Origin of the sequence: Actinomadura bangladeshensis, from assembly GCF_004348335.1 — a bacterium.
Classification (GTDB): Bacteria; Actinomycetota; Actinomycetes; order Streptosporangiales; family Streptosporangiaceae; genus Spirillospora; species Spirillospora bangladeshensis.
Map to the genome: position 1 here is coordinate 1 of NZ_SMJW01000229.1, position 12,718 is coordinate 12,718.

Below are 12,718 nucleotides of genomic sequence, written 5' to 3' on the forward strand. Positions count from 1 at the left end.
CCCGAGGTGACCTGCAGTTTCGGGCCGTAGCCGCATGGGAGTTCCAGCGGGTAGGTGCGCACGTCGGGGAACGGCTTCACGCCCGGGACGGTCAGCTCGGCGAGCTGCACCGGCTGGGTGCGGCCGTCCCGGAAGAAGGTGATCTTCAGCCGGTCGGTGGTCATCGGCGCGAACGACAGCCTGCCGTCCGCGTCCGACAGGCCCTCGCGGGACTGGCCGTTCGCGCCCTCCACCCGCAGCCGGACCGGGCCCGACGCACCCGGCGGCCGGACGGCCGTCACCGTGGACACCTGCCTGCGGCCGTGCCACCGGACGGCGTAGGTGGGCTCTTCGTCATGCTCCCCCGCGATCCAAGCAGTCGCCGGGTCGCCGTCGAAACCGGAGCGGGGCTGGTCCGCCGGATGGCCGGACAAAGTGGAACTGGCGGCGACGGCCGGCTGTCCGTGCACGGCCGTGTACCGGTCGATGAGCTGCCGGTCGGTGAGGACCGCCGTTCCGGTGACGGGCGCCTTGCCGGTCACGGCCGAGGTGAACGTCCGGTCGAAGCCGCCGCCCTCCTCGTCGCCGGAGCCGAGGGACGGCGAGCACACCCACCGGGCGCTGCCCTTCATGCATTCGCCGGTCGCGCCCGGGACCCGGCTCATCACGTACGCGGCCGGGCCGTCGATCCCGGCGGGGGCGGGCATCGTGTACGTGCGGGTCGGGGTCACGCCGCCGACCGCCACCTCCGCGATCGCGGCGCGCGCGAACGCCGGGACGACCGGCTTGGACGCGAGCGCGGTGACGCGGAGCCGCAGCCAGCGGGCGGGCCCCTCGGGCACGCGCAGGACCTGCGGGTTCGCGCTCTGCCGGACGTCCTGCTCCAGCCGCCCGTTCGCGGTCTCGACGGCGACGCGCGAGACCGCCGGCCCGAGCGCCGCGTTCTGCACGAACGTCGCGGTCAGCTGCCGGACGTCGCGGGCCCGGTCGAAGTCGACGCGCAGCCACTGCCCGATCGGCCCGTTCCAGCCGCCGGTCTCCCAGGCCGTCAGCCGGTCGCCGTCGAACGCGGCGTACGGGACGGCCTCGGGCCTGCGCGACTGCGGGATCGCCTCGTCGCCGCCCGCCGACGTCGACGCCGTGATGTCCCGGACGCCTCCCCCATAGGTGACATGGGTCGTGTACTGCTTCCAGCCCTTGTCGAGGACGTCGGCGGCCTCGCCCCGCCGGGCGGCGGACAGCGTCTCGGACGTCTGGTGCAGTTCGCCGAAGTTGCGGTGCAGCAGCCGGGGCGAGTCGGTCACGACCGGTGTGCCGCCGAGGTCGGAGGCGTCGTCGTCCAGCAGGACGGGTCCGTCCGGGAGCGCCTTGTCGTCGGCCAGGGCGAGCAGCGACTCCGGCCCCCCGTACACCCGGACGGGGTCGGTCGCGGCCGTCAGGTTCGCGACGTCGGCGGCGCCCTCGACCTCGTACACCTCGAGCGGCGGATACCGCTGGTCGAAGTCGGTGATCGCGTCCTCGTTGCCGCCGCCGACGGGGCCGCCGAACGAGGCGGCCCGGCGCATGCCGGGCGAGTCGCCGAGGGCCTGGTGGAGGCGGGCGGGCCAGGCGCCGCGCAGCGTCTCCCGCCGGAGGTCATTGCGAACCAGGACGTACCGGACGCCCATCCGGCCGAGGAAGTCGCTCAGCCCCGGCGAGCCCTGCCCGGAGCGCACCTGCAGGTCGATGGCGTCCAGCGCCCGCGTGTAGCCGGGCGATCCGGCCGGGACGAGCTGCCGGACGCCCCACCGCGCCGTCAGCAGCGGCTGGACGATGTCGTCCATCGGCCGCCCCCACAGGTACTCGCCGAACGGTGCCCCGGGGACGGCGAGCACGCCCTGCTGGCCGGCCCGCGCGTTGAGCCACGACGCCGCGTCCCGCCAGTACTTCGGCACCTCCTTGAAGTCGCCGGGCCCGGACAGGCCGTGCGAGACGGCGGTGAGGCCGATGCCGCCGAGCGCGACGGCGGCGGCGACCGGCAGGCTGAGCAGCGACCGCGGCGTCAGCCCGAACACCGGGCCGGTCCCGTCGCTCAGGCTGCGCACCCGCGCGTCGCGGGCGCGCCTGTCCCGGAGGTGCCGGCCGGCGGCGGTGAGCAGGTGGGCGAGGCCGAGCGCGAGCGGCAGCCGGACGACGGCGTCGAACTTGTGCAGGTTGCGCAGCGGCGCGAGCGGACCGTCCAGCAGGTCGCGGAGCTGGGCGGCGAACGGGCCCGGGATGTCGCTGATGTGGCCCATCGACACGATCGCGACGCCGGTCAGCAGGGTGAGCAGCAGGAACGTCCGCTCCGGCAGCAGCCGGGCCAGCAGCCCGGCGAGGCCGAGCGCGGCGACGACGCCGGTGCAGATGATCGGGACCGGGCTGAGCGAGAGGCCGTGCCCGACCGGCCACCAGACCTGGCCGTCCACGATCAGGTAGTTGACCCAGCGCTCCGCGCCGCGCAGCACGTTGACGAGGCCGGTCGGGCCGGTCGTCGTCGCGGCCTTCTCGGTGTAGGTCAGCCAGGAGAACCCGTAGGTGCCGGTGAGCAGCAGCGGGGCGAGCCACCAGGCGGTCGCGGCGCCCGCGGCGGCCGACCACCAGGCCAGCATCCGGACGCGGAACGACCCGCGCGGCCGCGTCACGATGTACATGAACGGGACGAGGAGGACGGCCACGGTCGCGGTCGCGTTGATCCCGCCGCAGCACGCGATCGCCAGCCCGGACCGGGCCGCGGCCCTGAGCCGCCCGCCCTCCCCGGACGCCGCGGTGACCAGCGGCAGGACGATCCACGGCAGCATCGCGACCGGCAGGTACTCCGACGAGATCTGCCCGAGCGTCGCCAGCCCGTTCGGGGCGAGCGCATACGCCATCGCGGCGAACAGCCTCGTCCACTGCCCGTGCCCGTCCTGCGCGGACCCGCCGATGCCGAGCCGCCCGGCGAGCCGCCACGTGCCGACGAACGCCAGGCACATCAGCAGCGACAGCCAGAACCGCTGGGTGATCCAGGCGGGCATGCCGATCAGGTCGCCGAGCGCGAAGAACGGGCCCATCGGGAACAGGTAGCCGACGGCCTGGTTCTGCAGCTGGCCGAACTGCTCCGGGTCCCACAGGTGGAGGGCGCGGCCGAGGAACCCGACCGGGTTCACCGCCATGTCGATCTTGGTGTCGGCGAGGATGGCGCCGGGCCGGGTGCCGAACGCGATCGCGGTCAGCGCGAGGCAGCACGCCAGCACGCGCAGCCGCTCCCGCAGCCGCGCGGCCGGATCCGCCCCGCCGGCCCCGTCCGCGCCGGCCCTACCGGACGCGCCGGCGCGGGACGCATTCGCCTCTCCCACGGCCATGCTCGCCCCCTCCCCCTCTCCGCTCTCCCACGCCGTCCACGGACGCCGCCCCCGCCGCGGGGCGCCGCGCCCGCCCGGGACGTCAGCCGGGGTGTCCGCCACCGTACCGGCGGCCGGACGCCGCACGGACGCCCGCGTCCCGGGTGCCTGCCTCCGTGTCACCGCCGCCCGGGACGGCCTGGGCGATCAGGGTGCGCATCCGGCCGGTGGTGCGTGTCCAGTCGAACTCTGCCGCCCACCTCTGACATTCCGTGGCCATCCGCTTGCGCAGCGTGGGATCGTCCAGCTCCTTGAGGGCCCGCTCGACGCAATCGGCCAGGTCACCGCCCTCCTGGACGAGCCATCCGGTGGTCCCGTCGCGGACGGCGTCGCGCAGGCCGTCCACGTCGAACGCGACGGTCGGGACGCCCAGCGCGGCGGCCTCGATCACGCTCAGGCCCCACCCCTCGCTCTGCGACGAACTGAGGTGCAGGTCGGCGCGGGCGACCAGCGCGGCCTTGACGTTCTCGGGGACGTACCCGTGCATGACCACGACGCCGTCCAGGCCACGCGCGCCGATGGCGGCCTTCAGCGCGGACGCTTCGGGCCCGTCCCCCACGATGTGGAGCTTCAGCCCGGGACGGGTTTCGGCGAGGATCTGCGCGAGGTCGAGGAGCAGGTGAAGCCGCTTGTGCGGGACGAGCCGGGTCACGCACACCAGGTCCGGGTCTCCGGCCGGCTCCGAGACCACGCCGTCAGGCTCGGCGACCGACGTCCCGTTGTGGACGACGTGGGCCGTCCCCGTCCAGCCGAGCCGCTCCCTGACGGCGCGCAGGGTGGACTCCGAGACGGCGACGACCGCGTGCCGCCGGTACGTCCAGCGGCTCACGGGACCCTCCAGCATCTGCCCGAGCCAGGTCAGCCATCTGGGGAAGTACAGGCCGAACTGCGCGGTGTGCACGTGGTGGATGACGCAGAACACCGGTACGCGGCGGGGCAGCACCCACGGCGTGAAGAACGGGATGCCGTTCTGGCAGTCGATGACCGCGTCGAAGCGGCGGCGGTGACCCAGCATCCACAGCAGGACGAGGGGGTAGACGGTGAACCGTCCGCCGAGGCGCACGAACTCCACGTCCTCGACCCGTCCCCCGCGTCGCTGGCCGGGCGCCCTGGCCGTCACGTAGTGGACGCGGTCCCCTTCAGCGGCGAACCTGCGTGCGAGCTCCCAGGCGTACCGTTCGGCGCCGCCGGTGGAGGGATGCCATGGATCCCGCCAGTTGACGACCGCCAGCCGCAGTCCCCTGCTCATCCCGGCTGGGCGCTCGGCGCCGCCGCCTGCTCCGTCACGGGCACAGGCACGGGACACGGCTCAGGAAGCTTCGGCTCGGCAAGAAACGCCCTGACCGGAACCACAGGGATGATCGGCGTCGCCGGCACACCGGGCATACGGAAACCGGCGCGCGCGCGGATGCGCGCGAGGTCCAGCAGGCATTGCAGAGAATGGCGCCGAACCGAGAACGTCGACCCGGGACGGTCACGCCAGACCACCGGAATGGCCGTCACGGACGCCCCGCGCCGTACGCAGTGGGCCAGCAGTTCGACGTCGAACGAGAACCCGGTCGTGCGCAGTCGCTCCGCGGCGGCCCGCCCGAGCGGTCCGTCGAAGAACTTGAACCCGCACTGGGTGTCCTGGATGCCGCCGACGAGGTCGCGGACGACCCGGTTGAACGTGATGGCACCGAGCCGCCTGACCGGCAGCGCGTATCCCTGGACGACCGACCGACCGTGGCGCCTTGACCCGACCACGACCGGGCGGCCCTCGCGCAGCAGGACGATGGCTTCGTCCAGCGCGGCGAGGTCTGTTGCCATATCGGCGTCCATGAACCCCACGTACGGGGCCCGCGTCTCCAGCAGCCCGGCCCGGACCGCCGCGCCCTTGCCCCGGCGCTCGCAGCGGACCAGCCGCACCGGCACCGGACCGTCCCACGCCCGGACGATGCCGGCCGTCCCGTCGGTACTGGCGTTGTCGACGACGATGACCTCCGCCCGCAGCGGGAGGCCGGCGAGCTTGTCGCACAGCAGGGCCAGTCCCGCCGGAAGCCGGTCGGCCTCGTTGTAGGCGGGAACGACGATCTCCAGGAGGGCGGGGCCGTCACGCCAGGTCCCCATCAGGGCCTACAGGTCACCGGGAGCCGTAGTTGTACAGCGGTTTGATGACCGGGTCCTGCTGGGAGGCGTTCACGAGCTGGACCGTGCCGAACGACGCTCCGGCGGCGAGCAGAACGCCGACCAGCGCGGCGATGGCGATGCGCATCAGGGGGTCCTTCGTCGGTGTTGGGGGCTGCGGGGCTCGATACTGCCGAGTAGCGGAAGGCTCAGAGTAGTACCTGAGGCCAGGATTGACCAGAAAACAACCAGACCCATGATGCCCCACGCGACCGCGACCGGCACTGCGGGCACGGTCGCCACGGGCGCCTCAGCGGCCCCGTCGATCCGGTAGACCACGAGGTCAGCGCCCCGCAGCACGGCTGTGGCCGCACCCGTCGGACGGACCGAACCGGTTTCGGCGTCGACCACGACGAACCGGACGCCCGCGTCACGGAGCGTCGCGGCCGGCGGCGTCCCGGTCCTCGCGGCCGGCGCGAGCCGGACGGCCCTCGGGTCCTCGGGCGGGACGGTGGTGCCGCCCACGGTGACCGCGTCGTCCACGATGACGCGCCGGTGCAGGTACCGGGGCAGCGGGTCGAGCACACGGCGGCCGTGGTTCCACGGGTAACTGCGGTAGGACGCCCAGGGCAGGACGAGCACATCGCCCGGCTCGCGGTCGCCGTCGATGATCTGCTTCGCGCGCGCCCAGTCGTCCGGGTAGTGGACGGCCCGCAGGTCGCCCGCCGCACCCCACGCCAGCGTCGGCAGCAGGAACACCGGCGCGGCCATCGCCGCGGCGGCCGCTCCCGGCCATCTCGCCTCGGCGGCCCGGTCGGCGGCGGTACCGAGCCCGACCGCGACGACCACGGCGAGCGGCGCCGCGTACTGCTGCCCGTCCCGCAGCACGGCGAACCCGGGCCAGAGACCGATGAGCCCTTCGAGGACGGGAGCGGCGACCGCCCCCAAGGCCGCGACCGCGAACCCGGCCGCCGCCGCGACCGCGGCACCGCGCCACCACACGGGCTCCCGGCACCAGCGCCAGTAGGCGGCGAGCGCGGCGACGACGACGAGCAGCCAGATCGACGCGGTCACGGGCGCCCCGTAGCCGCGCGGCACCGTCTCACCGTTCCACACGCCGCCGAGCAGCAGGAGGCTTCCGAGCGTCCCGAACGGCGTGTCCGCCCTGGCCGCGAACAGGCCGACGGCCGACCCGTCCCCCGGCAGCCCCGCCGGGCGCAGCACCCCCGGGACCAGCCACGGCAGGCTCAGCACGCCCGCGGCCGCCACGACCCGGAGACCGGCGCGGGCACGGGCGCCGCCGGTCGTCAGGGCGACGGCGAGGGCCGTGATACCGGTGACGGTCAGCGCGGCGAAGCCGCCGATCGCGGCGGGGAGCAGCGTCCGGACGAGCCGGCGCCCGCCGCCGGGCTCACCCGCCCGGGCGGCGGCCGCCACCACCCACGGCAGGGCCGCGTAGCCGAGCAGCAGCGCCCACTGGCCGAGGAGCAGCCGTTCGGCGACGAACGGGTTCCAGGCGTAGCAGACCCCGGCGGCCAGGCGCGGCAGGAGGCGGCGGGACGGCACCAGCGACGCCGCCGACGTGCACGCCATGACGAAGATCGCCAGCAGGACGAGCTTCTGCGCGACGTCCGCCGGTATGACATGCGCGAGCGCGGTCGCGAACGCGTCGCTCGGGACGTGCCGGGGCACGATCCCGGTCAGCCCGAACGTCAGGTCCGTGAACGCCGGGCCGGGCACGAACACCATGTCGTAGGACAGCACGAACCCCGGCGCGAGCCCCGGCCCCAGTGCCGCAAGCCCGAGCCCCAGCCCGGTCAGTGCGGCCGCAAGATGCCGCGTCCGCTCGTTCAAACGGCCCGTTCTCCCATGTGAGCCTGGACGCTACCCGACCCGCCGCCTTGCGGAGGACCGCCCCCGCTACCGTGACGGGTCGGGGTCCCGGGGCAGCCCCAGGATCCGCTCGCCGATCACGTTGAGGTTGACCTCGGTGGTGCCGCCGCCGATACTCATCGCACGGGACGCGAGCAGGTACCGGGTCCAGCGGGCGCGCAGGCCGTCCTTCCAGCCGCCGGTCAGCGCGCCCTCCTCGCCGAGGAGCGTGAACCCGAACTCGGTGACCTGCTGGCCGTGCTCCATCGCGACCAGTTTCCGGACGTTCGCCGTCGCGCCCGGGTCGGTGCCCGACAGCTGCTTCAGCGTGGCGCGCAGGCCGAGCAGGTTGAACGAGTGCGCGTCGCAGGCGAGGCGCCCGAGGCCGTCCCGCACGACCGGGTCGCCGTCCAGGCCGAGCCCGGCGGCGAGGTCGAGGAGCTTGGGCAGGTCGCCGCCGAGCTGGAAGCTGCTGGTCAGGCCGACGCGCTCGTTGGCGAGCGTGGTCCGGGCGACCCGCCAGCCGGCGTTGACGGGGCCGACGACGAGTTCGTCCGGGACGAACACCCCGTCCAGGAACACCTCGTTGAACACGGCGTCGCCGGTGCATTCGCGCAGCGGGCGGATGTCGATGCCGGGCGACGTCATGTCGACGAGGAAATAGGTGATGCCGTCGTGCTTCGGCCGGTCGGGGTCGGTCCGGGCGACGCATATGCCCCACTGCGCGTCGCGGGCGAGGGACGTCCAGATCTTCTGGCCGGTGATCGTCCAGCCGCCCTCGGTGCGCTCGGCGCGGGTGCGCAGCCCGGCGAGGTCGGAGCCCGCACCGGGCTCGGAGAACAGCTGGCACCAGATGATCTCGCCGCGCAGCGTCGGCGGCAGGAACCGCTCCCGCTGCTCCGGCGTCCCGTACTGGACCAGCGACGGGACGACCCACGCCCCGATCATCAACGGCACCGGCCGCACCTTCGCCGCCGTCAGCTCCTGCTGGATGACGATCTGCTCCAGCGGCCCGGCGGCGCGTCCCCACGGCTTCGGCAGGTGCGGGGTGACCCAGCCGCCCTCCGCCATCGCGGCCCGCTGTTCGAGGGGCTCCATCGCGGCCAGTTCGGCGACGCGGGCGCGGATCTCCTCGCGGACGGGCTCGGCGTCCTCGTCCAGTTCGATGCTCATCGGCCGCCGGACGCCCTGCACGGCGAGCGCGGCGACGTCGGCCCGATGCCGGCTTGCCCGCCCCAGGAGCGCGCGGAGCGTCAACGCCCGCCGGTAGATGAGGTGGGCATCGTGCTCATAGGTGTAGCCGATGCCTCCATGGACCTGGATGTTGCCCTCAGCGCAGGTGACCGCCGCGTCTGCCGCGAGCGCTGCGGCAACCGCGACCGCGTAGGCGCGTTGTTCCTTGGGCTCGTCCAGTGCGCGTGCTGCGTCCCATACGGCGGCCCTGGCGCGCTCCACGGCGATGAGCATCCGGGCGCACTTGTGCTTGATGCCCTGGAACTGGCCGATGGGACGGCCGAACTGCTCGCGGAGCTTGGCGTAGGCGACGGCGTCGTCCAGGGCACGTCCCGCCACACCGCATGCCTCCGCGCCCAGCAGGACGGTGGCGAAGGCGTCTCCGTCCACGTCGGCGAGGAAGCGCTCTTCGGGGACGGTCACCCGATCGACCGTGACCGCCCCCACCGGACGCGTGATGTCGAGGGACTCCAGCGGTTCCACGGTGACGTCGCTCTTATAGAGGACGACCCAGCCGTCACCGGCGCGGAGCACGAACACGTCCGCGAGCGGCGCGCCCAGCACCGGCTGGACCGTGCCGGACACGGTGGAGCCGTCCCGCTCCAGGCTCCCCGAGAGCCCGACCGCACCCGTCGCGGTGCCGTCGGCGAGCCCGTGCACCTCGCTCCCGGCGGCGCTCAGGACCGTGGCCGCCAGCACCGTCGGGGTGTACGGGCCGGGGGCGAGCACCCGGCCGAGTTCCTCCAGCACGACGGCCTGCTCCACGAGACCGAACCCGTCGCCGACGGGCTCGGGAAGGTGCACGCCCGGAAAACCCTGCGCGGCGAGGGCGGGCCAGAACCCGGCGTCGCCCTCCCGCACCTTCTCCGCGGTGATGTTCCGCTCCGCGAACCCGCGCACCGACGCCGCCAGCGCCTCGTGGTCCTCGGTCAACCCGATCGCCATGGCCACACCTCTCCTCGGACGTGGCCCCAGCCTATTAGAACGCTATTCGGTTTGTCCCGCCCGGTCGGTCAGGGCACGACCTTCAGGTGGGTGAAGAACTCGTTCACGTCCGGCCAGCGCTGCTTGTGCGTGTTCGGCATGGACGCGAACACCACCGCCGGGACCGGCCGGCCCGTGTCGACCACCGCGGTCGCGACGATCTCGCCGGTCGCCCGCACGCCGGTCCGCTGGTAGGTCAGGTAGGACGCGACCAGCCAGCCCTTGTGCCCGGCCACGTTCAGCGCCTGCGACGCCAGCGGCGCCGTCTTGTGCGGGAACGCGTAGTACTGCGCCTCGTACCCCTGCGCGACGAGGGCGGCGACGTTCTTCACGCTGTCCGGCCCCTGGTAGGCGCTCTGCATGCCCGGGTGCAGCGTGCCGGTGAGCAGCTGCCCGTACCAGATCTGCTGGGCGCGCCTCTCGGTGACCAGGATCTGCTGCCCGGACCATCCGGCCGTGCCCAGCTTGTTCTGCTTCGTGGGCACCTGCCAGGGCGGCGCGAGCCGCGGATACGACAGCCCGGAATGGGCGTCGTTCACCCGGCCGAGCATCCGGCTCGGCGTACCGGGGAACCGCGCGAGCGGCTTGTCCGGCGGAAGCTGCACCTGCGCGGCCTGCGACTGCTCCGCGGCCGCCCGCTTGTCGGCGTTGCCCGCCGGCTCGGCGGGGTCGTCGCCGCCGCTCTTGGTGAAGTAGACGGCACCGGCCGCGATCAGGGCGACGACCAGCAGCCCGACGCCGCCGAACAGCACCAGCCGGGACCGGCCGGCGCCGTCGTCCAGCACGTCCCGGGGCGGCTTCGGGGAGCCGCCGAGCTTGGCGTCGGCGGACTCCTCGTCCGCCATCCAGTCCGGCATCTGCCAGTTGCCGCTGCTCGGCTTGCCCGGCTTCGCGGGCTGCCCGGACCCGGTCGGGACGGCCGGGACGTAGTTGGACACGCCCCCGCCGGCCTCGCTCGCGCCGCCCTCGTCGAAGAGCGACCCCTCCCACTGGCGCGCGTCGTCCTCGGGCGCGGGCGCCGGCGCGGGGACGGGCGCGACCTTGACGTCGTCGGCGTCCCGGTCGTCCGGCTCGCCGGCCGGGGCCTGGAACTCCTGGGCCGGGGCCTGGAACTCCTGGGCGGGGGCCTCGAACTCTTGCTGCGGAGCCTGCTCGACCCGGCCCCACACGTCGTGCGACCCCCGGTCGTCGTCGTACTCCGACGACGCGGCCGGGGCCGGCATGAACACCTCGGGATCCTCGGGCTCGGGGAAGGCCGCCGCCTGCGGGCCGGTCGCGCTCTCGGCGCCGGGCTCGGGCCGCGACTCGTCCCGCGGCTCGCTCTCGCTCATCTCGGTCCAGCGCACGCCGCGCTCCCCCTGATCGGACATGCGGCACACGTTACGCGAAGATCCGGACTCGACATCCCGCGCGTAATCACGCTCAGGACACGACTTCCTATCGCATCAGTGATGCTGTGTCATAGCGCCGCCACCCGCCGCGACCAGGGGGTCGTCCGCCAGGCGTTCCCGCGCCATGAGCGTGGCCCCGGCGACCGCCCCCGGCATGGCGAGCACCGCGCCCAGGGGGATGAGGAACACCACAAAAGTCGCGGCGCCGAACCCGACCACCAGCGGCCGGTCGGCCCTCATCCGCGCGAACCGCTCCTTGCGGAGGATCCCGCGCCGCTCCAGCGCGACCGACGTCAGCTCGCCGGCGAGGAAGTAGCCGGACACGAGCGCCGCGACCACGGGGACGACCGTCTGCCCCACCACGGGCAGGAACCCGCACGCGAAGAACACGACGGCGAACGCCAGCGCGATCGCCCCGATGATCAGCGTGTCCTTGATCGCCCGTCCGATCCCGACGAGCAGCGGGACGTCCGGGTCCGGCGGCGCGCCGCCCTGCGACTCCTCCACCCGGACCGCGATGGCCTCGTAGAAGGGGTCGCCGACCAGCAGCGTGACCGCGGTGAACGTGATCAACGCCACGAACAGCGCGGACCCGTAGATCGCGATGCCGGCGACGACCCGCGCGGACGTCCGCGCCGCGTCCGCCCAGCCGTCGGCGAACCCCGTCACCCACCCGGCCAGGTCGTCGATCTGGAGCGCCAGGAGGACCAGCGCGGTCACGTACACGGCGAGCACGATCAGCGCCGGGATCAGCCCGAACAGCCACTGCGCCGGATGCCGCGCCGTCCAGCCGATGCCGCGCAGCAGGTAGCCGGCGCCGCCGAAGAGGTCCTTGACCGCGGACGGCTTCGCGGGCGCCTGCGGGATGTGCGGTTGGCTCACGCACCCAGACCCTATAGTGCCGGGAGCCCCACAAGTCGGGCCGAACGCTCCCAGACCGCCCGTGCCAGCTCCGGATCCTTCAGCGGACCCGCGGTCGGCAGCAGCCCGGCCCCCGGCGTCGAGCTGTAGAAGCCGCCGCCGCGGCCCTCGAACTCGGCGTCCAGCGCGAGCCGCAGCACCGGCCGCGCCCCCTGCGCCGGCGTCCGCACGAACGGGGTACGCGACAGCAGCGCCCCGGCCCTTGCGCTACCGGGCACGTTCCGCAGCAGCGCCGTCGCGACCACACCCGGGCAGACCGCGTTGACGGTGACCCCGCTGCCCTCCATCCGGCGCGCGAGTTCCCGCGCGAACAGGATGTTGAGCAGCTTCGACCGCCCGTAGACCCGCATCGACTCCAGCGGCCCGTAGGACCCGGGCTCCGCGAGCCGCTCCACCTCGAACCGGTCCGCCTGCCGGTGCGCCTCCGACGCCACGATCACCACCCGCGACGGCGCGCCCTTCTCCAGCAGCCCGAGCAGCAGGTTCGTCAGCAGGAACGGCCCGAGATGGTTCGTCGCGACCATGCGGTCGTACCCGTCGGCGCTGACCTTGGCCCGCGTCAGATGCACGCCCGCGTTGTCGACCAGCACGTCCAGGCGGTCGAACCGCTCCTCCAGCGACGCCGCGACCCGCCGGACGTCCATCTGCACCGACAGGTCCCCGATGAACGTCTCGACCCGCGCGCTCGGCACGTCCCGGCCCAGCTCCTCGACGGTCGCGGCGGCCCGCAGCTCGTTCCGGCACACGATCCCCACCAGGAACCCGGCCCGCGCCAGCCCCCGCGCGATCTCCTTCCCGATCCCGGACGTCCCCCCGGTGACGATCGCGACA

The 12,718-nt window shown here is 73.9% G+C and carries 9 protein-coding genes; all 9 read right to left on the bottom strand.

Translation table 11 applies throughout. The annotated features are described in order from the left end of the window. Positions 1 to 3,341 (bottom strand): alpha-(1->3)-arabinofuranosyltransferase domain-containing protein (locus E1284_RS31640; RefSeq protein ID WP_131943827.1); only part of this gene is annotated, 3,341 nt, incomplete at its 3' end. Between the two features lie 82 nt (positions 3,342 to 3,423). Continuing rightward, positions 3,424 to 4,629, bottom strand: a complete 1,206-nt coding sequence (locus tag E1284_RS31645; protein ID WP_131943828.1) for a glycosyltransferase family 4 protein — start codon at positions 4,627 to 4,629, stop codon at positions 3,424 to 3,426. Continuing rightward, a complete protein-coding gene (locus tag E1284_RS31650) occupies positions 4,626 to 5,489 on the bottom strand; it encodes a glycosyltransferase (RefSeq protein WP_131943829.1) in 864 nt (287 codons plus the stop codon). Before E1284_RS31650 ends, E1284_RS31645 begins: the two co-directional genes overlap by 4 nt. A gap of 13 nt (positions 5,490 to 5,502) precedes the next feature. Beyond that, the gene (locus E1284_RS43770) at positions 5,503 to 5,634 is read right to left on the bottom strand and encodes a hypothetical protein (RefSeq protein WP_275406839.1); all 132 of its coding nucleotides are present in this window, start codon (positions 5,632 to 5,634) and stop codon (positions 5,503 to 5,505) included. Beyond that, positions 5,634 to 7,340 carry an MmpA family trehalose lipid delivery protein gene (locus tag E1284_RS31655; RefSeq protein ID WP_131943830.1) on the bottom strand — a complete coding sequence of 569 codons (1,707 nt, stop codon included), beginning with the start codon at positions 7,338 to 7,340 and terminating at the stop codon, positions 5,634 to 5,636. The genes E1284_RS43770 and E1284_RS31655 overlap by 1 nt, the downstream gene beginning before the upstream one ends. Before the next feature lie 66 nt (positions 7,341 to 7,406). After that, entirely contained in the window at positions 7,407 to 9,536 is a 2,130-nt protein-coding gene (locus E1284_RS31660; RefSeq protein ID WP_131943831.1) for an acyl-CoA dehydrogenase family protein, read from the bottom strand. Between the two features lie 68 nt (positions 9,537 to 9,604). After that, on the bottom strand, positions 9,605 to 10,945 hold the full coding sequence (locus E1284_RS31665; RefSeq protein ID WP_131943832.1) for a flagellar basal body-associated FliL family protein: 1,341 nt from the start codon (positions 10,943 to 10,945) through the stop codon (positions 9,605 to 9,607). Positions 10,946 to 11,020: 75 nt separating this feature from the next. Beyond that, positions 11,021 to 11,848 carry an EI24 domain-containing protein gene (locus E1284_RS31670; RefSeq protein ID WP_207924058.1) on the bottom strand — a complete coding sequence of 276 codons (828 nt, stop codon included), beginning with the start codon at positions 11,846 to 11,848 and terminating at the stop codon, positions 11,021 to 11,023. An 11-nt stretch (positions 11,849 to 11,859) separates the two neighbouring features. Beyond that, the coding region (locus E1284_RS31675; RefSeq protein WP_131943833.1) for an SDR family NAD(P)-dependent oxidoreductase at positions 11,860 to 12,718 on the bottom strand (859 nt) is incomplete at its 5' end.